We start from the raw sequence: 21,731 nt of genomic DNA, 5'->3' as shown, positions 1-21,731 counted from the left end.
CGCGTGAGGCCGATACCGCGCTTTTCAGGCAGGCCGTGCACTCACGGCTTCCCACGCGGCCATGGCTTGGCGTCGATGGATTCGAATTGGTGCTGCGGAGCGGTTGGTCTGGGATGGGACGAAGAGATTTCGGACGGCGGAGAAGATCGATACGAAATGCTGCAATGAGCCGACCGACCGGAAACCCTGTCGCGTTCGTTCCCGTTTTCGGAACGGCAGATGAGAATTCTCCGCCCGGTTGTTCAAGCCTTTGTGCGAGCGATGTTCGACGCTGGGCATGATGTCGCGTTTTGCGGCGCCATAGGACCGGAGCTTGTCGGTGATCATCACACGGGGCGAACGGCCTTGTCCTCTCAGGAGTTTTCTCATCAACCGCTTTGCAGCCCTGGCACTCCGGCGGTTCTGGACCAGGACGTCAAGGACGAAACCATCCTGATCGACGGCACGCCATAGCCAGTGTTTCTTGCCGGCGATCGTGATCACAACCTCATCGAAGTGCCATTTGTCACCGAGCTTGCCGGCCGTTCGCCTCCGGATATCATTGGCAAAGTGTCTGCCAAACTTCTCCGCCCAGAGCCTCACGGTCTGGTGAGAGACGATGATGCCACGCGCTGCCAGCATATCCTCGACCATGCGCAGACTGAGCGGAAAACGGAAATAGAGCCACACCGCATGGGCAAGCACTTCTGCAGGAAATCGATGGCGACGATAGAGAGGATCACGGGCAGGTTTGGTCATGCCGCTAAATCCCACATCTTTCTGGAAAACCAGTTAAGTTTACGATGGCTTCGGCCAGATCCGCTAGCGTGCTCGAACTCGACACCTCGATGTCCCGATAAAGCCGTGCCCGAAGAGAGGCTCGGAAGATCAAGGTCGCGGGCTCAGTCATAGCGGATTTCAGGCGCTGACGGTTTGAAGGATGATTTTGAAGGGGTTCGTGCCTGGCGCGAGACGAGCTGTGTCGACGACGGTTCGAATGTCGGCTTCGCCCTTTGCGGCCCACATGGCGCGATAGCCGTTGGGGATCTTCCGTTGAACGACGGCGGGTCTTAGAGCCCGTTCGCAGGCGTTGTTCGTCGCGTCGACCATTCCTGGCCATTGGGCAAAGGTCAAAAGTTGATCGCGAGCTCGCCTGAACTTGTTTTGGATGTCGCGGGCCAGATCGCACGACGTTGTGGTGGCGAAGATATCGTCCAGACTTCGCTCCAGGGCGCGACGCTTGCCGGTGATGGTCGAGGCGGCGAAGGTTTCGATACCGTCGGCTAGGGCGAAGGCCCTTTGCAGCCAACGCTTGAGCCGTGAGGGCAGCATGTCCTCACTTGCCTCGTCCGCATAGGCGACGTCGCGGGCGAGATGCGCCAGGCAGGTCTGATGCGCATTTGCGTGACCTTGTTGCGCGGCATAGCGATCGGAACACCAGACGTCGGGCCGATGGCCGTCCATCAGGGTCCGGACCACGACGGCGCCGCGCGTTGGCGCCGCTTGATGAACAACCGCTTCGGCGCAGCGAAACACCCAGTGGTAGGCGTTGCTTCCTTCGATCCGCACGCCGGTCTCATCGGAGGCAATGACCTTGGCCCGACGCAACGCCGCGACGGCCTTGTCGCACTCGGCCGCGAACGCGCCCTGCACACGGCGCAACATGTTCATCAGTCCGCCCTGGCTGATGGTGAGACCGAAAAGGTTCGCGAACGCGCCCTGCAGCCGCTCGTAGGACAGGGCCTGGAAAGGCTTGAGATAGGTCGCTACGGCGTGCACGCGTGGCCCGAACGGCGTCCCCTTCGCCGCATCTGGCACAGCCGCGACGACCAGCGTGCCGCAGGACGGGGAACGGACTGCCAGACGCCGATGGCGCTCAATCAAAGGCCTGATCGCGGGAAGCTCAATCTTGTCGTGCTCGCTGACGGTTTCGGCAGCAAGGTCGCTCGACAGGCTGGCGCGGCAGCAAAGGCATTGGTCGGGGTGATGATCGATGATGCTCGGCATCCTCACTCATGGCGCGGCTGTGACCTTCATGACCCGCCTTGGCGCCACCAGGCTTTGCCCTGTCCCGACGCGCCTTGCGATCGCTCGACGGTGGCTTGGATGACGTGCGTGATGTCTTCTCTGGCCGCTGCATCCGCAGCACCAGATCGATCAACTCTTCCTTCGTCAGACGCTGCAAATCAGTGCGATCCATATCCCCATAGATTCAGGGATTCTTGCCCCTGACAAGGGCGTGGGTAATTACGGTAAATCCATCGCAAGGCCCACGAACCAGCTCCGCGGGCCTTTAAAAAATCCCATTAGCCTCCCGTACCGGACTGATCCCCCTGCGAAGACCTCAAAAGGGAGGAGGAAGGCGAAATGGATCCTGGAGTTATCCTTTGCCCCCCGGCGCTGGGCCGACGAGCATTGGCGGTCCCTTCCTGGCCCGGCAGGCGCCATTCGGAGAAACATGGAGCCGAATTTCGTTCGGCAGGTATGACAGTCTCGCGTCCATGCAGCCATACCCTTGCGCGCCCTCGAATTTTCCGCTGATTCCGCCGGTCGAGGTCACGATCGTATAGGTCTGGCCTGTCAGGCTTTCCGGGTTCGCACCGTCTTCCGGGGTGACCACCACCATGCCTCCCGCAAGCGTGGTCGTGCCATTGATGACGAGCTGATCGCCCTTGTTTCCGTTAACCTCGATGTGGATTGCACTGCCCTTGTCGAAGATCACGTCTTCGTTCGACGTCAGCGTGCCGATGGAGTTGCCGGGCGACACGACACCACCGCCGGCCACTCCAATGCCCCCGACTGCGCCGTTGCCGCCCAACGTGCCGCGGTTATTGGCGACGACCTTCGACGTGATCGAGCCGTCCACCGCAAGGAGGCCGCCGTTGATCAATGTATCGCCCCTGTAAGTGCTGTGGCCGGGTAGCCGCAACGTACCGGCGCCGGATTTGGTTAGGCCTCCCAAATAGCTAGCGGGGTCTTTAAGTTTGGAGGTGAGTGCGGGCACGAGTGCCTCGTTGGCATTGAACTCGGAAATTGCCCCGGCCACCCGCTCCTCGGTTACAATTCCTCGTATGGTATCAAGGCTCGCTTCGGGAGTACCCGTGAAGTCGACGAACTGCGCCGTCTGCGGAATTGTGTTGTTGGGTACCATGGACTGGAATTGGTTCCATAGGGCGACGGCGATCGGATTTGCACGCATAGCGTTATCAGCCGCATCTGAGGCCTCTTCCGAGCCTTCGAATTTCACTGCGTCGGCCGCTTCGGTATGAACCCGCACCAGCTTGATCGCCTTGTTGAAGACGTCGGGCGTCACCTGTGCCGGGACATCATTCTTGATTTTCTGGATGGCCTCCTCGGTCATCCCGTTCTGCCAACCTTCGGCGATCTTCTTTGCTTCCCAATCGGCGACCTTCTGCTGGTCCTCGCCCTTGCGCTGATCCAGGGCGTCCTGCGAAATGTCGTTGCTCCAGATCTCCTCGCGGGAGCCGCGATAGAAGCCGGGCAGGTTTGCTTCGAAGTGCCCCTGGAACTGACCGGGGCCTTTCAGCGCGTTCTCCACATCGATGCGCCCCCAGCCGAAAATTTCGTCGACGCCGGCGTCGCCGAGGTCAGTTCCCGTCGTCTTGAGGATTTCGTTGACCTCGCCATTGGCGAGATAGGGATAGCGTTCTTTCACCAAGGCGAAAGCGCCGGTGGCGAACGGGCCGGCCATCGAGGTACCGTCCCACTTGTCGTAGGCCGGGTGCAGGCGGTTGTCGCGACGATGTCGCCCCACTCGAGGCCGGTGATGTCGCCATCTGGAATGCTGCTGTTGATCTGGGTTCCCGGCGCGGCGACGCAAAAATATTTCGTGTAGCCGCAAATGCTGGAAAAGGAGCTCCTCGAATAACCTTGCGGGTTTTCCGCGTCCGCGACGACGCTCATCGTCGTCAGCCAGTATTTTTCGATATCGTGCACGAAGCTGGCAAGCCCTGCAATTGCATCCGGCTGCTGTCCTACGTCGTTGCCAGCCGAGAACTCGACGACGGTGCCGCTGCGCGCCACCTTATGGCGCCGTCATAGGCGCCGCCTTCCGGCGTCCCGCGTATCGCCTCGATCTCCTGGAACTGCGAATAGGCCTGCGCGTAGGACCACGACAAACTCGAAAGGCCGATGCCCCAGCTGTCGGTGACGATGTCGACGCCGTCATCGATCATCGCCTGCCAAGCCGCGCCATAAACGGCGCCGTCTTTGCCCCTCACTCGACCATCCTCGGGTCCGGGGTCGTAGTTGCTCGCAGCGACAAGATCGGCGCCGAACGCAACGCCCATCATGCCGGCGCCGTCCCTGTTGGCGCCGGCAATGCCAGCCACGTGCGTGCCATGGCTGGAAATCTCGCCATCGCTGACGATGAACTCCCGGCCGTCGGCTAAGAAGGCATCACCGGCGGTCACCGGAAGGTGAGGATCCGCATAGACGCGGGTCCCTGAGGTGGGGATAAAGGTCAGCCGGCTGCCAGCGAACTCTGGATGCGGTGTCCAGACCGGCTGGTCGATGAAGCCGATCTTCACGCCGTTGCCGGTTAAGCCCAAAGCATAGGCGGCGTCCGCGTTGATGGCTGCGAGGCCGACGTTGCCGTTGAATTCGACGTCATTGCGCCAACTCGCCCGCGCCAATTTCCGGTTGGAGTTCATGCTTTCGTCAGCATTAACATACTGCTGCTCCCCTTTACTTTCGACAGACGCTCCAGCGAGCAGTGCCGCCGCTACCACTGTCGTCTTGAGATACTCGCGAAAGGTGGAGAAGCAGCAGCGATGCGCAGAGCTTTTGGTGCAAACGTCACGAAACATCACTCAGAGGTCCTCTTATGCATCTTCAATTGAAATCTCCTTCTCCAGCTCCGGCATGCGATCATGCAGACGAAATTCCGCACTGCGTTGGAGGCGAACCGGGCGGATACTGAGATGTGGCGGAACATCGCGTGGAAGCAGAGCGCCGAAACGCGCCCGCTTCCTCGGCTTCTCATACCGGCAAGGAAGGTGCCAGCATAACGCGTTGGACGCCTTGCAAGCGTCAGCAATCGCAATCGTCTTCATCGTCTTCCTCGACGATGTGTCTCCTTACCGTTTCCTCATCCCTCTTGAGGGGGTTGAGTACTGCTTCAGCGTCCGCGAAGACCACCTTCACATCCTCGCGTGAGACACTGAGGCTGCCGTCTCGCGCAACGCTTCGTTGCGTGAGACGGCGCACCATCTCCTTGACATAAGCCGCGCTGCCGCCCCTTGAACGGGCTACGGCTTCGGCCAAAGCTTCGCCCTGGAAGTTCAGCGCATGACCGTACTGCTCGATCAACCGCTCGCGGCAATCGTCATCAGGGAGAGGAATCTCGAGGGCCACATCTACGCGGCCCGAGCGCGAGGCGAGCGCCCCCTCGAGGGAGTTCAGCCGATTCGTGGTCATGATGATGAGGATGTCTGAATCTACGCCAAGTCCATCCAACTCGTTCAACAGACGGTTCAGGCGGGTTTCTGCCATTTGACCAGAAATATCTTCGCGCGAACGGCCAACCAGATCCACATCCTCAATCACCATGATGCATGGCTGCAGGACGCGAGCCAGCGCGAAGTATTCCTCCATATTCAGCATCTGCTCAGCCGTGACCAGAACTGTGGTGTGCTCGGGCAGGTTGGCAGCAATATAGTGGAGGACATGGGTCTTGCCGGTGCCAGGATGTCCGTGGAGAAGAATACCCTTGCGCCCCGATTGGCCGAGGCGCTTCAACTCCTCCCGGCATTTAACAAAATCGAAGATGTGCGTATCGAGCTGGGCCATAGTCGCCTTGGAAAGCACTACGTCGTTCCGGCTTACAGCAGGAAGCCTATGAACCCGCATTGTTTCCTGCGTGCCCCCAAACCCTCCACTGGACTCAAAAGATACAGCCTTGTTGCGATAATATCTGGAGCTCTTGCCCTGGGCCTCAATTGTGCGCAGAAAGTGCTTAGCGAAGGCATGACCCAGCTCATTAGGCATATGACCTATTTCGACCTGGACCATTGGCCCATGGCAGGTAAGCAACTTCGACAGCATGATTGCTGCAGGCGTGCCGTCGTCGATCGTTATCAGCCAAATACCGTTGTTAATCGAAGGATATGGCTCATCTTCGCCAATGTCGATGTCCTGACGCTGCACGGGCGCCAGCCGCACGACGTGTTCTCCCTCGGAAGTGGTCAAGTCTGACAGCTTCATCGGCAAAAACTCGTACATATGGTGGAAGCCCAAGAGCTCAGGGGACCGAGGTGCGATTAGGTCCTCAATAAGGGATTGAAGATCCGGCAGGAGATGTGCGTTAAACTTCCAGCGTGAGCTCACGAGAGCCGTCAAATCATCGGTGTTGAAATGGCGACGAAGTTTCTGCCACACAAAGCGTTCGGCTTCAGTGCGTTCGGCTTCAGTCATGACGATGTTCCTTTGAACGTGGAGTTGAGTGGAAGGCCTGGGTCTGTAGATACCTCCTATGGTGTCTAATACAAGAGGAGCAGGGTATATTTAATAATATATCTGCTTATTGTATGTCAAAGACGTTATGACATTGATATTTAGCTACCAAGAATTGGAAAGATATACAAAAATATATTTGAAAATATACTCTTGTTTATTTTTCAACTGGTGGATTTGACGTGATACATGCCGGGAACCGCGGCGACTTCACGCTAGTCTAGATGCGCATCGGTAAACGGCGACACCGCCCTTTTGGTGGCAGAGTTGGCTGCCTGGGATGCGTCTCCGTTACGTGAGCAAGCGAAGGTTGACCCCTGCGGAACGGCCATCATCCTGCTAGCGAAGCTTCGGAGCTCAGGTCACTTCGCCCTTTTCTAACCGGCTGAGCGCCGCTTCCTACCTTGCCGGCCAAGCAGCGGAGAAATCATGTCCGGTTGCAAGTGTGCCTGGCGTCCAACTCGTCAATTTCACCGGCTATCGAAAACGTTCTTGGCAGATGGCGCGGCGGCGATGAGGCAGCAGGCGCGCGAACGGCGGCCAGCAGCAGCCTCTCGGCAGTGAGACCCGGCTTCGTCCCCGTCCTCAAACCGCTCACGTTGAACGCGGGACGCGACGGGCTCCGGCGGGATCGATCCGAACCACCCTGGCATCACCTTCGGGCCAAGAAACCTGCCGTGACCCGAGACCCTGGCGCATCCTAATTTCAAAGGTTTACGGTCACCTGCAGGACTATGTGTTGCGGCCAATGCGCCGGACGGCTGTCCTCGGAGGAGATCATAGCCATAGACATGGCTCTGCTAGGCTTCAGATCCCGCGGTTGTTTTGGGCTATGTGAGCGGCGGAAACGCAGGACGATGATAGGGTCATGATGAAGCGCGCGAGTTGCTGCCGGCCGATCAAACCGGCCTTGCAAATTTTTCGTTTTTGCTGCGCCTAACTCCAGATTTTCGGTTATGAATCGGGACTGGCCTAACGGCCTGCCCACGTTGCCATTGTTACAAAGGAACACACATATGGCGACCGGAACCGTGAAGTGGTTCAACAGCACCAAGGGATTTGGATTTATCCAACCCGACAATGGCAGTCAGGATGTTTTCGTCCACATTTCCGCCGTTGAACGAGCCGGCTCACTGATGGCCAGAAGATCAACTATGAAGTCGAACAGGACCGCCGCACCGGCAAGTCCTCAGCTGGCAGCCTCAGCAAAGCTGGCTAATTTTCTCCTGCCTGCTGGCAATCGCCGGATGGACGCGGTACGTCGAGGAAGGACTGATGGCCGCCCAATAAGAAGCGGGCGAGAACAAGGCTCGACCGGAACGCTGGAGCAGGAGATTGCTGCAAGCCGGCGCGAATCCTGGGGAAACCAAGCTGTTTGAAAGGGAAGGCGGGGGTTGGTTCCCCGCCTTTTCATATTCCGCGCAGACTTTGTCTGTTGCGCCCGCCACAACAAACCTCGAGAGATAAAGTCAGGCTGCGGCTTTCTTGCGGGTCTTCGCCGGCTCCGTTTCCGGCTCTTTCGGTTTGCGGCCGAGCCCCATCGTCTTGGCCAACGCCGAGCGCGCTGCGGCGTAATTCGGTGCGACCATCGGATAATCTCCCGATAGACCCCATTGGCGCGATATTCGTCCGGCGTCAGCCCATAGTCGGTCGACAGATGGCGCTTTAGCGATTTGAATTTCTTTCCGTCCTCAAGGCAGATGATGTAGTCCGGGGTCACCGACTTCTTGATCGGGACTGCAGGGTCAAGGACCACCGGCTCTTTTGCGGAGACGCTGCCGGCCGTGCCTTTCAGTGCTGTATACACTTGGCCGATCAGGGCAGGGAGTTCACCGACCGGGACCGGATTGTTGGAGACATAGGCTGAGACGACATCGGCAGTGAGCTCGATGAGGACGTCGATGTTGTTGTCGGCTTCTTCTGTCATGGAACTCTCCGGGTGGCTTGAAAGACAGCTGGCGAAGTGTCGCTACATAGTGGCGGTTGCCGTTGAAAACAATAAAGCCCGGGCAAGACTTTTGCCATGCTCGTCCTGCACCATGGTCAATAGCGACGCATCCCGCCGTCTTGCTCGTGCTGATCCGACCGCGGTGGAACATCCATGCTCGATGTGATGAGGAGGCGATCCTGAAACGCTGCTAAGCCCGTTCTAGATCTCTTCTATGCTGACGATCGGAATAGATCATTCGGAGAATTCATGTCCGGCGCGCTCGACAATGGCTACCCCGAGAGCAGAGCTGGCCGCCTGTAAAGCAGCAGGATCGAACTCACAATGATCTGGGATCTGGTCGAGACGGCAACGATTGAACAAGCACCTCGGGCGCCAAGGCGCGTGCTTACGGGGAGGGGCCCGGTGCCCAGCATCAGGAAGAGCCGGCGGCTGGCGCGTTCAGCTTCATCCTCGACCAGCGCTTCGCCCCGAAGAGCTGCACTGCGACATTGACGGAAAGGGGAGGGGAAGACGCCTCTGGCCAATCGTCGCCAAAAAAGCCCGCCGGAATGAACCGGCGGGCGACGGGAGGAAACTCTTTTTGTTGAAATCAGGCGGCGAGCACCGCCTTCGGCTCGACCAGTTCGTAGCCGAGCGCTTCGGCCACGGCGCGGTTGGTGATCTTTCCCTTGTGGACGTTGAGGCCGTTGCGCAAATGGTGATCGTCGACCAGCGCCTTCAGGCCCTTGTCGGCGAGTTGCAAGCCATAGTGAAGCGTCGCGTTGTTGAGCGCGTGGGCTGAGGTGACCGGCACCGCGCCGGGCATGTTGGCGACGCAGTAGTGGATGACACCGTCGACTTCGTAAGTCGGATCGGCATGGGTGGTGGCATGCGAGGTTTCGAAGCAGCCGCCCTGGTCGATGGCGACGTCGACCAGCACGGAACCCTTCTTCATGCCTGACAGCATCTCGCGCGAAACCAGCTTTGGTGCCGCGGCGCCCGGAATGAGCACGGCGCCGACGACGATATCGGCCGAAAAGCACTCTTCTCGAGCGCTTCGACGGTCGAGTAACGGGTGTGGACGCGGCCGGCAAAGAGGTCGTCGAGCTGGCGCAGGCGCGGAATCGAGCGGTCGATAATGGTGACGTCGGCGCCAAGGCCGGCCGCCATGCGGGCGGCATGCAGGCCGACGACGCCGCCGCCAAGCACGGTGACCTTGCCGGGCAGCACGCCGGGCACGCCGCCGAGCAGCACGCCGCGGCCGCCATTGGCCTTCTGCAGCGCCGTCGCGCCGGCCTGGATCGACAGGCGACCGGCAACTTCCGACATCGGCGCCAGCAACGGCAGGCCGCCACGGTCGTCGGTCACGGTTTCGTAGGCGATCGCGGTAACACCGGAAGCGAGCAGGCCCTTGGTCTGCTCCGGATCCGGGGCAAGGTGAAGATAGGTGTACAGGATCTGGCCGTCGCGAAGCTGCGCCCATTCATTGGGCTGCGGCTCCTTGACCTTGACGATCATGTCCGACTTGGCGAACACGTCGGCAGCCGTCTTGGCGATCGCGGCACCTGCGGCGCGGTAGGCGTTGTCATCGGCGCCGATGCCGGCGCCGGCGCCGGTCTCGACCAGCACTTCATGGCCATGGGCGACGTATTCGCGGACAGAGCCGGGTGTGAGGCCGACGCGATATTCGTGGTTCTTGATTTCCTTGGGGCAGCCGACGCGCATTTTTGTTCTCCTATCCGGCCCTTTGGGGCTCGTTCCCTGTTTTGGTGGAGTGAACCACGAATCGCTGTGCAGGTGTTTGCGAATGCGCTTGCGCCAACGGGCGGGCTTCGATAATCGTTGCGTGAAACACTCGGATTTTCGCAGGATTCACGAAAACTGCCGCTCGACACGATTGATATCGCCATTCTTGAGAAGCAGGCGCCGGTCGAATTGACCCGCAAGCTGTGGGCTACAATACCGGTCAATTCGGTCAACACAAGGATCAATCCCCTCACAGACATCGAACAATGGGGTAAAGAAGAAGTCTGGTCCTATCCCGACACCGGGTTCGGCGACTGCGAAGATTATGCGCTGGAGAAGCGTCGGGAACTGATGAGCGCCGGTCTGCCGGCCGGTGACCTGCTGATCACTGTGGCGCGCAGGTCGAACGGCGATGGCCATGCGGTGCTCACCGTGCGCACCAGTCTCGGCGATTTCATCCTCGACAATCTGGAATCCAGGGTGCTGGTCTGGACCGATACTGATAATACCTACCTGAAGCGCCAATCGGACCAGAATTCAGGCGTTTGGGTGACGATCAACGAAGGACGCGAGGACGCGGTCGCCAGCGTTCACTAGGCGCAATGCAGCGAGAGCAAATCGGCACCGCACGGTGTCGGCCGCAGGAACAATCGGCCACTTTGTCCTGTATCGACTCGTTTGTTGCTCGATAAAGGACAACGACGATCGTTTCGCGGTCGACACTTTGCCGCCTCACTCATGCAACTCGCATACGCCACTTGCGGCTATGGTTCTTACCGCACCGATCAGCTCGATGATCCTGGCTTTCAGCCGGGTCATGCCGGCTGCGGCTGAGGCAACGGCTTGGCGGTGGCCATCGCCCAGATGCCGGCCAGCACCATCGGTGACGACAGGATCATGCCCATGGTCAGCCAGTTGGTGCCGAGGAGATAGCCGATCTGCTGGTCTGGCTCGCGGAAGAACTCGACGAAGATACGCGAGAGGCCATAGCCGCAGATGAAGGCGCCGCCGACGAAGGGCGGCGTCTTCAGCTTGAGGCGCGAGTGGGTGAGTATGGGCAGCACGACGAACAGCTTCAGACCTTCGAGCAGGGCCTCGTAGAGCTGGCTGGGATGGCGGGCAAACGGCCCGCCATTGGGGAATTCGATCGCCCATGGCACGTCGGTGGGGCGGCCCCAGAGCTCGGAATTGATGAAGTTGGCGACGCGCACCAGGCCGAGGCCGACTGGCACGCCGGCCGCCACGACGTCGAACAGCGACCAGGTGCGGATGCCGCGCTTGATGGAAAACAGGGTCATGGCCAGGATGACGCCGAGCAGGCCGCCATGGAACGACATGCCGCCCTGCCAGACGGCGAAGATATCGAGCGGGTGCGCGATGTAACGCGCCAGATCGTAGAACAGCACATAGCCCGTGCGTCCGCCGAGCACGACGCCGATGGCGGCCCAGACGATGAAATCGTCGAGGTCTTCCGGCTTCATCGGCAGGACGCCGTTCGGCCAAAGCTTCGCGTTATAGGCGAGTCGCTTGGCGTACCACCAGGCAAACAGGATGCCGACGATGTAGCCGACACCGTACCAGTGCACCGCCAGCGGTCCGATCTGGATGAGGATCGGGTTGATGTTGGGAAAGGGCAAGGAGGCCAGCGGCAGCAGGAAATAGTCGTTCAACGGGGAACTCTCGGTTGCGATCGTGTCTGCGCGCGGACCATGCGGCCGGGTTTTGGCGGGGTCAACGCAAGCGTGCGTCGCTTCTCTGATGATTGTCGATTACGCAGATGCGTCATGATTGCGGCTGGGTTTTATTCTAAACGCATGTCATAGGCGTCCGCTTATAACCTGAGAGCAGAAAGTTTGAGAAAAGAAAGCAAGCGAGATGCCGCGGGGCGGTTCCATCCAGCCGCGACTGCGGCGGCAATCGTCTCCGTCGCAGCGTTGATGCTCGACTTGGGGACAAGATGTGGGTACGCGCGTCACTTCCATCTCCCGACGGGCTCGACCCATTACCGTTTTTGGCGCTGCGCCCGCGGTACAGCGAGGGCACGACGTTCGGCCTGCTGTCAGGTGGCACCACATTAGGTCTGACGGTTTTGGTGACGGTAACCGTGCTGGCTATCCTTGGTCTTTGGTGGTGGGTCGCGCGTGCCCAAGGGCCACAGGTCATTGTTGGCGCTGGTCTCATGGCAGCCGGTGCGCTCGGTAATCTCGTCGATCAGCTGACCATAGGGATGGTGACGGATTTTATAGGTCTGCACGTAGGCGGCTGGTATTTCGTCATCTTCAATCTGGCCGACATTTGGCTGGTTCTTGGTTCGATTCTGGTGTTCTTTGGCTCACGGGAGAGACGCAACGAGGGTCCCGGGGAAGCATAGAATTTCGGTTCGATTTGCACTTGAAGTACCTTCAAGTTTTGATCGCTTCCCGAGTTGGACTATAGAGCGCCTGTTGCAGTCGTCGAGCGCGACGGTTACCCATCGCTGACGCCGCCTGGCGGTCTCTGTGCTTGCCGAATTGGGGAACGAATCTGCAATCAGACCGCGTGACAGGCGTGTGAAAGAATTGCGTCGAACTGCGGAAAATTACTCGGCTGCCTCGTTCTCACCTGCAACATTCGCCGAATCTTAAGCGTCGTCTGCGAGCACCTCTGGAAAGCGTCCTCAGTTGGAGCCGTTCCATTGTCTGATCGTCAAGGTCGAAAGCTAGGCTCGAACAGCCTCGAAGACCGTTCGTTTGGTCGTTTTGGCAGGGCCTGGTCCTATATCCGTGAGCGGGGTCTGTTCGAGCCGATCAGGCTCGTTCACCGGCATGGGATCGGCGCAAGCGCTGGCTTTGTCCTGCGAAATGTCCGTTATATCGTTGCCGACCGCCTCGCGCGAAAATGGGATCGCCAGCACGGTGTCGATACGGCCGGCTCGGTCCAGCTCGCTGCGTTGGATGTCATCGGCCCGCATCGCAGCAAGGGCAACGAAGCCGTATGCACATCGCCCAGAACCTTTCATTTCATCATGAAGTCGCTGCCCAGCGACCTCCAGGGCCATACATTCGTAGGGCACCGTAAACTTAACGCTGTGAAAACAAGATCTGGGAGTGAGGCTTTGGTTCATTCGGCGTGAAGGCGCGCGATTTGGCGCCATGCTTGCATGGCAGTTGCTCGGAGTTCTCGATGGTGGGTGGATGGAATATCGTGGCGGGGAACGTTAAAGAGGTTGGCGATCGGGTCGTGGACGGAAACGAAACGCTGAAGATGTCGCGCTGACTTGAAGCGCTTCATGATCCTCTCCCGCCTTGATGAGAGTTCTCCGCCCGATTGTTCAGGCCCTTGTGCGAGCGATGCTCGACGCCTGGCATGATCTCCCGCTTCGCCGCACCGTAGGATCGAAGCTTGTCGGTGATCATCACACGCGGCGAACGGCCTTGCCCTTTCAGAAGCTTTCGCATCAAGCGCTTTGCCGCCTTGGCATTGCGACGGCTTTGCACCAACACGTCGAGAACAAACCCGTCCTGATCAACGGCGCGCCAAAGCCAGTGTTTCTTTCCACCGATGGTGATGACAACCTCATCGAGATGCCATTTGTCGCCGAGCTTGCCGGCCGATCGCTTCCGGATATCATTGGCAAAGTGTCTGCCAAATTTCTCAGCCCAAAGTCGCACGGTCTGGTGAGAGACGATGACGCCACGAGCTGCCAGCATATCCTCGACCATCCGCAGGCTGAGCGGAAACCGGAAATAGAGCCAAACGGCATGGGCAATCACATGCGCCGGAAATCGGTGGCGACGATAAAGAGGATCACGGGAAAATCTGGTCATGCCGCCAGATCCCACATTTTGATCGATGCCCGGTTAACGTTACGGTGCCGGCTGCTCGCCTTGTGGCCGCAGCGAGGGAAAGAATCTGCCGCCGGACATGACTTCAGTGGTTTAGAGAAGGCGGCTCGGCAGCGACCTCTGCGTAAACTTTAGACGCCTTGAAAATGTGCCCGATAAGCGTGCGTCCGGATTTTTGGTGGTGATCTTCATAAAATGCCGATGAGCTGCAAATTTCTGGCGACGGCCGCGCTAAGGGCGGGCCTCCAGCACCATGTTGAACGGCGTCTCCGCGGCGCGACGGAATCGCTTGAAGCCGCCGCCGGTCACCACCTTGCGCAGCCTCGCCTCGCCGGCCTGGGCGCCAAGCCCGAGCCCGACTTCCTGTGACACGGACGCAGGGGTACACAGGAACGTGGAAGCGGCATAGTAGACGCGTCCGACGGGATTGAGGTTCGCCGCCAAATGATCATGCGCGAACGGCTCGACGATCATCCACGTGCCATCCGGCTTGAGCGATCCGTGGACATGGGAGGCCGCGCCCGTCGGGTCGCCCATGTCGTGAAGGCAATCGAAGAAAGCGACGAGGTCATAGGTGTCGGGATAGGTCTTGGCGGTTGCGACCTCGAAGCGCGTGTTGGCGCCGACGCCGGCTTCCTCGGCGGCCTTGCGGGCGCGCTCGATCGACGGGGCGTGATAGTCGAAGCCGACGAAGCGCGAATTGGGGAAAGCACGCGCCATGAGCACGGTCGATGCGCCATGACCGCAGCCAACATCCGCAACGTCCACGCCGCATTCGAGCTTCTCGACGACGCCCTCCAAGGCCGGCAGCCAGGAGTCGATCAGATTGGCATTGTAGCCTGGACGGAAGAATCGTTCCGTACCGCGAAACAGACACGCGCTATGATCGTGCCACGCGACGCCCTTGCCGGACTGGAATGCCTGCCTCACCTTTTCTTCATCGAGCCACAGCGCGGACAGGAACTCGAATGCACCAGCCATGAAGGCCGGGCTATCTTCATCGGCGAACACCAGCTCCTGCTCGGCGTTGAGATAGAACTCGTCGCTCGCTTCATCGTAGTCGACGTAGCGGAAAGCCATTCCCTTACAAGGCGTTCCTGGGTGCCGGTGCGTGTCGAAAGTTCGGCGGCCGTCATCTTGCCGCCTTCGCGCAATGCCTTGAACAGGCCGAGTCTGTCCCCCAGCACGACTCCCGCGCCAGTAGCGATCGCACCGAGATCGCCGACCATTTTCCCTAAGAATGCGTCCAACTTTTCCTTACTCGCTTCAGACATTGGAATCTCCCTTTGGGTTCAATCTTTCCAGGCGATGGAGCCCTGCTCGTCATGAGGCGTGATTGGCCGTCGCCTTGAGCATCAGATGCTCGAAGACATGCGCGATGCCGGATTTCCCCCGCGGCTCATCCGCGCTGCCGATCCTGAACCAGACCATATGAGTGGCGACCGGCGCGGTGGTCGGTAACGGGCGGAGCCGGAGCGTTCGTCACCGGGCAAGCGCGGTCGCAGTAGGTATCCTGGGCAGCCCGTCAGACATCGGTGGCTCCGGTTGTGGTGACGGGACGGGCGATAAGCAAGTTCGGGGCAAAGTGATTGTTCCGCGGCGGCTGTATGTTTTGGTGAGGTGATCATGCGACTTCTTGTTGGTCGGTCACGTGTTTGCGGATGACGAGCATGTACTGTGCCAAAGGAGAAACCATTCAAACGCAATCTAGTAGATCTGACTGTATCCGACATTGTCGGAAATTGGATATCGCCGAACGCGAAGCGTTCGGGGCTTGTGACGATGGCACCGTAAACTTAACGCTGTGAAAACAAGATCTGGGAGTGAGGCTTTGGTTCATTCGGCGTGAAGGCGCGCGATTTGGCGCCATGCTTGCATGGCAGTTGCTCGCAGTTCTCGATGGTGGGTGGATAGCGTTGGTGCATGGATCCTTTGTCAACGGTTTGGCGATAGGCAGGCAGGATCGAAATCAGCTTGATTTGAGTGCCATGCCGTACAAACACAACGCAGATCGTCGTCATCACGTCGGAAAGATGAAATTCAGGGTGACGAATTGGCGTGACTACGAAGCAGGTCTGCGCCGGCGTGGTAGCCTGACCTTATGGGTAACGCCGGAGGCACTGGCGGGATGGCGCGCTCCGCGACGCAAGACCCGCGGCGGCCAAGCCCGGTATTCCGATCTCGCCATTGAGACAGCGCTGACGCTGGGTTGCGTCTTGGCAATGCGGCTGCGCCAGACCGAGGGATTGCTCCACTCGCTGCTGGATCTCATGGGGCTGAAAGTCCCAGTTCCAGATCATACGACGCTGAGCCGTCGGGCACAGAAGTGGGAGCCATCAGCCCGACGAAACCCGCCGCTGCCGGACGGCCCGCTGCATGTGCTTGTCGATAGCACGGGATTGAAAGTCTACGGCGCCGGGCAATGGCTGGAGCAGAAACATGGCGCCAGATCACGTCGCAACTGGCGCAAGCTGCATCTGGCAGTGGATACCAAAAGTGGCGCGATCATTGCCCAAAGGCTGACAGATCAGGACACGGATGATCCTTCCCAGGTGGCACCGCTGCTCGATCAGATCGACGGCGAGATCGACCAGTTCACAGCCGACGGAGCCTATGACGGCAAGCCAACCTATCGGTCTATCCTGCAGCACAGCGCAACCGCGAACATCGTCATTCCACCGCGTTCCACGGCGGTGGAAAGCGGTGATGCCGGACCGCTTGGTCAAAGGGACAAGCACATTGCCGCAATCGCAAGCGACGGTCGGCTGAAATGGCAGGCAGCCTCCGGCTACGGCAAGCGGGCGCTGAGCGAAACAGCCATCGGACGATACAAGGGGCTGATCGGACGGCGCCTGCGAGCACGCTCTCTTCCGGCTCAACAGACCGAGGTTGCCATCGGTTGCATCGTTCTCAACCGCATGCTGGCATGGGCACGCCCGGAGTCTATCCGGCGTCAAGTCACGCAGGCATAACCAACTACATTAATGATCGAAATGCGTTCGATTTCATATCCGCGCACCAACGACCCCACGCAATACTTGGGACCGGCGCCCGATCAATGACGGCGTCGTAGACGCGATCGCTCACGCGGTAGGACGACGGTCGCCGAGATGCCGTCGCCATGAAGCGTTAGGCTGTCTTGCGCACATGTCCTCGCGCGGCCGGTGTGCAGGCTGATGCAGCGGGCAATGTAGCAAAAGCCCTTGCGGACTCAAGGTGTGGTCGGGCCTTCGGGTCGATTGTTGGCCGGAGGGTCGCCCTCCGGCCATGTCTCTATATCCAAGTCTGGGCGCCAACCTTGGCCGGCTCTGCCCGGCGCGGCTATTCGCGTTCGCCTGTGAAATTCAGCAACAGCTGGAAGATGTTGATGAAGTTCAGATAGAGCGAGAAGGCGCCGAAGACGGCGAGCTTCTGGCGCGATTCCGCATCGAAGTTCTCGGCATACTGTTCCTTGATTGTCTGCGTTTCCCAGGCGGTCAGGCCGATGAAGACGGCAATACCGATCACCGAGATGGCGAACTGCAGCGCGGTCGAGCCGAGGAAGATGTTGACGATGCTGGCGATCACCACGCCAATCAGGCCCATGATCAGGAACGACGAGAACTGGGTCAGGTCGCGTTTGGTCGTGTAGCCGTAGAGGCTGGTTGCGCCGAACATGGTGGCGGCGATGAAGAAGGTGCGCGCGATGCTGGTTCCGGTGAAGACGAGGAACACGGAAGCAAGCGACAGGCCCATGACCGCGCAGAACGCCCAGAACATCGCCTGGGCGCTGGCCGCCGACATGGTCTGCATCTTGAACGAAAACAGCATGACCGAGGCGAGCGGCGCCAGCATCACCACCCATTTCAGCGGGCTGGAGAAGATCGGCACGTGGAGCGCCGGAGTCGATGACACCATGAAGGCGACCAGGCCGGTGACCACGAGGCCAACGCCCATGTAGTTGTAGACGCGCAGCATGTGCTGGCGCAGACCTTCGTGGATCAGGTCGCCGGCGTGGCTGCGGGCGGTTTCACGGCGATCTACTGGATTGGGCTTCTTCATGTGAATGGTCCTGTTTTTGGGATCAGTAGTTGCGGGCCTGGAAGCCGTCCATGTCGGGCAGCATGACGTCGAGAACCACGGCATCGGGCAACAGCCGCACGATATCGGCAATGCCTGCACCAGCCGTCTCGGCCTCTCACGCGAAAGCCGTTGCCTGTCAGGTATTTCGCGAGCATGGCGGACAGGCGCCTGTCGTCGTCTACGATGAGAACCTGGTTCCGCCATGCTCGTTTGTCTGCTCCGATTCGAAACTGTGCCGGTACAAAGCTTACCAGCGGGTGCCGGCTAATCCCAGAATTCGACAAGCTTCTCCATCTGCTCGGGCGTCAGCACCGCGGCGCCGTCGAGCAGCGCCGTCGTCAGCTTGCGAGGCTCGAAGGCCGCGACGAGCACAGCCCGCAGCTTCTCCGCCGCCTCGCGGTCGATGGTTGGCAGCTTGTCGACATCGTTTAGGGTACAGACTAAGCCGAGCATGATCGGGCGGAGACCGTCGAGGAACTTGTCCCTGATCGCCTTCAGTTTCTCTTCCTGCTCGGGCGTGGCGTCGATCTCCTCTTCGAGCATGCGCTCAAAGCGATGCTGGCCGAACCCCATCCCGCGGCGGAAGTTGGCCTGCATGTGCATGTCGGGTCCGCCATGGCCCCCGCCCATGCCGAAGCGCTGTATGCGCTCGTAATCCTGGCTGAGCGCGCCGGCGACGCCGACGCCGGCAAGCGCCGCTATCGCAATGCCGCCTATGGCGATGCGCTTGCGCCAGCTCTTCTTCTGCGGGGTGCCGGAGAGGCTGGCCGGTTCTTGATGGTTCGGTTCCCTCATCCCATCCTTTCGATAAGCGGCATCTTTGCCGCGACTGGGGAAACTACCAGCGCAACGTTTCGGCCGTTGCGGGCGAAGACGTGGTCGACTTCCCGATGCCCCTTGCCGTACAATGCGATCTGACGCAGACCTGCCATATAGCTTTCCTTCCTTTGTTCTCTTGCGGCTGCCCGCGACATGAATACCGGCCGGCAGCTCTCGCCGCCTCGCCCTTATGGTTTCAAGGCTCGTGCCAGCTCGTCGAGTTGGGCCGAAGCAAAAAAATGGCGTTTTCTTTCAGTGGCTTACCCTTGGGCAAAACAATAGATCGGTTAGACCCAGACTGTGTCGCGGACCCGACAAAGGCGACACAACGTGTCGGCTTCCGTTACTTGCGACCCGTATACCTCGCAGGACGATGGCCGCTGTTACTCCCCGTGCCACGTTCGTTCGCTTTGTTGCCATGATATTGTCTCCTTGCATTTCAGAAATGACGGGCCGCACTGTGAATAGGTCTGCTGTATTGGTTGAGATCGACAGAGCTCTGGCGCGCATTTACGCAAACTCTGCACGCATTATTTGTACAGATGTCGCAGACATCGATCTGTACCCACTTGTTCCTAGTTTGCTCCTGTCGCGCCCCCGGTCGTCAATGAGCGCTATCGGCTTGCCAGCCGATCATGCTGCGTAGAAAGTTGGTGCCAAGACTGATGAATGCGGCCCGCTCGCGATTGTCCTTGCCGTAGCCGTGCCCGCCCGCGCTGAGCTCGTAGAAGTAAGCGGGATAGCCAAGAGCCTGCAGCTTTGCAGCCATCTTGCGCGCATGGCCCGGGTGGACGCGGTCGTCGCGCTTCGTCGTGGCGAGCAGGACAGGCGGATAAGGCTGTCCCGGCGTTGCGGCGTGATAGGCGGAGATTTCCTTCAGGAAAGCCCAATCGGCCGGCTTGTCAGGATCGCCATATTCGTCGATCCAGTTCGCGCCCGCCAGGAGCTTGGTGTAGCGGCGCATGTCGACAAGCGGAACTGTGCAGAACAGCGCGCCGAAGTGCTCAGGGTAGCGGGTAAGCATGTTGGCGATCAGGAGGCCGCCATTTGAGCCGCCCTCGGCGGCAATCCGGCTCGGCCGCGTAATGCCCCTTCGCACGAGGTCGGCCGCAACGGCGGCGAAATCGTCATGGGCGAGACGCTTGCCCTGTCTGCGCCCGGCGTCGTGCCAACGGGTGCCGAACTCGCCGCCCCCACGGATGTTCGCCACCACGCACGTGCCGCCGCGTTCGAGCCACAGCTTGCCCAGCGCGGAGTTGTAGGAGGGCAGGAGCGACATGCCGAACCCGCCATAGGCGGTGAGATGAACCGGGGCATCGCCGTTCCCGTCCGCCGGACCGACCTGCGTATAGGGGATCATCTCACCATCGATCGAGACTGCCTCGTGGCGCGTGACCACCAGTGCGGATGCGTCGAAATTCTCCGGGTTGCGCTTCAGGATTAGTGAAGCGCTGAGAGGCGGCGCGGCATTGAGATCGAATAGGGAAAGCTGCGGCGGCGTGATCGGATCCTGAGCCCAGACCAAGACCTCTCCATTGGTTTCGTGACCTTCTGCGTCGAGGGACCAGAGTTGGACATTGTTCGCGCCGGGCACAGTGTCCAGGGTTCGGCGCGTCCATTCCTGGGGACCGGGGGTGAACATCTCGAATCGCGGAACGAGGTTGCTGAAGTAGGAGCTGACGAGTTTCCCCTCATTCCAGAAGAATGACTGCAAGGAACGCCTTTCGGCTGGTTCAAACAGGGTACTAAATCCGCGCTCGCCGGCCATGAAAGAGGAAAGCGAGATGCCGATCAGCGCGTCGGCGGCATAGGTCGTCCCACCAACCGTCCAGGGTTTGCGCGGCTTTACCGCCAGCCAGTCATCGAAGCCATTCCACCAGGCGTCCCGAGGAAGGTCGATCTCAACCTTCGGCCCGCTTCTATCGCCAATGCGGGCTATCTTCTCGAAGTAGGCCGGCTTTTCGATAAACCATAGGCGCTCGCTTTCGGCGGTACGGTCCAGATGGCCAGACACGCCGAGGGATTCGGAACCGGTCTCGAAGATTACCGGCGCGGCGAGGGGATCCGCGCCACGCTTCCACAGCCGCACGGTGCGCGCGTAGCCGGAGCGGGTGGCCATGCCATCACCAATCGCACTGGAAAGCAGAAGCGTGTCAGGGTCGAGCCAATCAATGCCGCCCTTGGCATCCGGGAGATTGAAACCGTCGGTGACTAAGCTCAGAGTCCCTAGATCGAATTCGCGATGCACGACCGCATCGCTGCCGCCGCGCGACAGGCGCAGAACGGCTCTTTCCCGTTTCTCCGGCTCGATCGACGCGCCGCCCCAGATCCAGTCCTCTCCGTCTCTCGCGGCGAGGAAGTCCAGATCGAGCAGTAGCTCCCACTGCGGATCCGCCTTCACGTAGACGGAAAGGGTGGTCCGGCGCCACACCCCGCGGGGATTTCCGGCATCCTGCCAGAAATTGTAGAGATACTGACCGCGGCGCGTGATCAGGGGAATCTTGTCGGGACGGTCGAAAATCGCCGTCAGTGCCGCTCGGTCGCGCTCGAACTGCGTTCCACCGAAGTCCTTCAGGGTCTTTGCCGACTGGCTGGCGGTCCACGCAAGTGCCCGTTCACCTTCTACATCTTCAAGCCAAAGACGGGGGTCATCGTCGGGTGCATTCAGTGTTGGGCGGAAATCGAATTCAGTCATGTCCGCACAACCAGAGAAATGAAAGCGCAATGGCTTCCGTCTGCTCGGGAACACTCAGTTTTGGCGGCTGCACCCGCATGTTCCAAAAACGCGATCATCAGCTAGGCTCTCCTCAGTGGACGGCGTCGCAGTGCTTTTGCGCATAGGACTGCATCTGTCGTGCCAACCGGGAAATCGTTTGGAACGCTGGGATCGCTCTGGC

Annotated in this window: 13 protein-coding genes and 7 pseudogenes; 5 read left to right on the top strand and 15 right to left on the bottom strand. The window is 59.8% G+C overall.

What is annotated here, in order from left to right; all coding sequences use genetic code 11:
* Positions 1–24 precede the first annotated feature (24 nt).
* The 6 genes and pseudogenes from AC0V7N_RS37080 to AC0V7N_RS37055 all read right to left on the bottom strand — a co-directional run bounded on the left by AC0V7N_RS37080 (position 25) and on the right by AC0V7N_RS37055 (position 6,414).
* Complete coding sequence (locus AC0V7N_RS37080; protein WP_496628387.1) at positions 25–738, bottom strand: IS6 family transposase; 714 nt, start codon at positions 736–738, stop codon at positions 25–27.
* Between the two features lie 159 nt (positions 739–897).
* Positions 898–2,179 (bottom strand): annotated as a pseudogene (tnpC, locus tag AC0V7N_RS37075) (IS66 family transposase).
* 180 nt (positions 2,180–2,359) lie between these two features.
* Positions 2,360–3,691 carry an autotransporter-associated beta strand repeat-containing protein gene (locus tag AC0V7N_RS37070; protein WP_496628386.1) on the bottom strand — a complete coding sequence of 444 codons (1,332 nt, stop codon included), beginning with the start codon at positions 3,689–3,691 and terminating at the stop codon, positions 2,360–2,362.
* Positions 3,652–4,023 (bottom strand): hypothetical protein, encoded by a 372-nt coding sequence (locus AC0V7N_RS37065; RefSeq protein ID WP_496628385.1) that lies wholly within the window; start codon positions 4,021–4,023, stop codon positions 3,652–3,654. Before AC0V7N_RS37065 ends, AC0V7N_RS37070 begins: the two co-directional genes overlap by 40 nt.
* Positions 3,975–4,652: a S8 family serine peptidase gene (locus AC0V7N_RS37060; RefSeq protein WP_496628384.1), complete on the bottom strand. Its 678-nt coding sequence runs from the start codon at positions 4,650–4,652 to the stop codon at positions 3,975–3,977. The genes AC0V7N_RS37065 and AC0V7N_RS37060 overlap by 49 nt, the downstream gene beginning before the upstream one ends.
* 379 nt (positions 4,653–5,031) lie before the next feature.
* A complete protein-coding gene (locus AC0V7N_RS37055; protein WP_496628383.1) occupies positions 5,032–6,414 on the bottom strand; it encodes an AAA family ATPase in 1,383 nt (460 codons plus the stop codon).
* A 1,055-nt stretch (positions 6,415–7,469) separates the two neighbouring features.
* Between AC0V7N_RS37055 and AC0V7N_RS37050 the strand changes: the two are divergent.
* Positions 7,470–7,672 (top strand): annotated as a pseudogene (locus AC0V7N_RS37050) (cold-shock protein).
* A 250-nt stretch (positions 7,673–7,922) separates the two neighbouring features.
* Here AC0V7N_RS37050 and AC0V7N_RS37045 read toward each other — a convergent pair.
* Positions 7,923–8,380 (bottom strand): annotated as a pseudogene (locus tag AC0V7N_RS37045) (Ros/MucR family transcriptional regulator).
* A 613-nt stretch (positions 8,381–8,993) separates the two neighbouring features.
* A pseudogene (gene ald / locus AC0V7N_RS37040) lies at positions 8,994–10,108 on the bottom strand (alanine dehydrogenase).
* Between the two features lie 156 nt (positions 10,109–10,264).
* Here ald and AC0V7N_RS37035 point away from each other — a divergent pair.
* Positions 10,265–10,726 (top strand): transglutaminase-like cysteine peptidase, encoded by a 462-nt coding sequence (locus tag AC0V7N_RS37035; protein WP_496628432.1) that lies wholly within the window; start codon positions 10,265–10,267, stop codon positions 10,724–10,726.
* 218 nt (positions 10,727–10,944) lie between these two features.
* On the opposite strand, the gene lgt is transcribed toward AC0V7N_RS37035, so the two are convergent.
* Positions 10,945–11,799, bottom strand: coding sequence for a prolipoprotein diacylglyceryl transferase (lgt, locus tag AC0V7N_RS37030; RefSeq protein WP_496628382.1), 855 nt, complete (start codon positions 11,797–11,799; stop codon positions 10,945–10,947).
* Between the two features lie 287 nt (positions 11,800–12,086).
* Between lgt and AC0V7N_RS37025 the strand changes: the two genes are divergently transcribed.
* Together AC0V7N_RS37025 and AC0V7N_RS37020 are read left to right on the top strand one after the other, a co-directional pair.
* Positions 12,087–12,500: a signal peptidase II gene (locus AC0V7N_RS37025; protein WP_496628381.1), complete on the top strand. Its 414-nt coding sequence runs from the start codon at positions 12,087–12,089 to the stop codon at positions 12,498–12,500.
* A 303-nt stretch (positions 12,501–12,803) separates the two neighbouring features.
* Positions 12,804–13,241 carry a hypothetical protein gene (locus tag AC0V7N_RS37020; protein ID WP_496628380.1) on the top strand — a complete coding sequence of 146 codons (438 nt, stop codon included), beginning with the start codon at positions 12,804–12,806 and terminating at the stop codon, positions 13,239–13,241.
* On the opposite strand, the pseudogene AC0V7N_RS37015 reads toward AC0V7N_RS37020, so the two are convergent.
* From AC0V7N_RS37015 to AC0V7N_RS37005, 3 pseudogenes are all read right to left on the bottom strand, one after another.
* Positions 13,229–13,935: pseudogene (locus AC0V7N_RS37015) on the bottom strand (IS6 family transposase). The gene AC0V7N_RS37020 and the pseudogene AC0V7N_RS37015 sit on opposite strands and share 13 nt — an antisense overlap.
* Positions 13,936–14,184: 249 nt before the next feature.
* Positions 14,185–15,227, bottom strand: a pseudogene (locus AC0V7N_RS37010) (class I SAM-dependent methyltransferase).
* A 52-nt stretch (positions 15,228–15,279) separates the two neighbouring features.
* Positions 15,280–15,402: pseudogene (locus AC0V7N_RS37005) on the bottom strand (insulinase family protein); the annotation flags it as partial.
* A gap of 539 nt (positions 15,403–15,941) precedes the next feature.
* Here AC0V7N_RS37005 and AC0V7N_RS37000 point away from each other — a divergent pair.
* Positions 15,942–16,925: an IS5 family transposase gene (locus AC0V7N_RS37000; protein WP_496628431.1), complete on the top strand. Its 984-nt coding sequence runs from the start codon at positions 15,942–15,944 to the stop codon at positions 16,923–16,925.
* 349 nt (positions 16,926–17,274) lie between these two features.
* Here the strand turns inward: AC0V7N_RS37000 and AC0V7N_RS36995 are convergent, their stop codons facing one another.
* The 3 genes from AC0V7N_RS36995 to AC0V7N_RS36985 form a co-directional block, all read right to left on the bottom strand.
* Entirely contained in the window at positions 17,275–17,994 is a 720-nt protein-coding gene (locus AC0V7N_RS36995; protein WP_496628379.1) for a Bax inhibitor-1 family protein, read from the bottom strand.
* Between the two features lie 285 nt (positions 17,995–18,279).
* Positions 18,280–18,810 carry a Spy/CpxP family protein refolding chaperone gene (locus AC0V7N_RS36990; RefSeq protein ID WP_496628378.1) on the bottom strand — a complete coding sequence of 177 codons (531 nt, stop codon included), beginning with the start codon at positions 18,808–18,810 and terminating at the stop codon, positions 18,280–18,282.
* A 628-nt stretch (positions 18,811–19,438) separates the two neighbouring features.
* The gene (locus AC0V7N_RS36985; protein ID WP_496628377.1) at positions 19,439–21,529 is read right to left on the bottom strand and encodes a prolyl oligopeptidase family serine peptidase; all 2,091 of its coding nucleotides are present in this window, start codon (positions 21,527–21,529) and stop codon (positions 19,439–19,441) included.
* Positions 21,530–21,731 lie beyond the last annotated feature (202 nt).

This window comes from Mesorhizobium kamtschaticum, from assembly GCF_056174585.1.
Note: the sequence above shows the minus strand (reverse complement) of the source record. Positions and strands in the feature narration are given on the sequence as shown.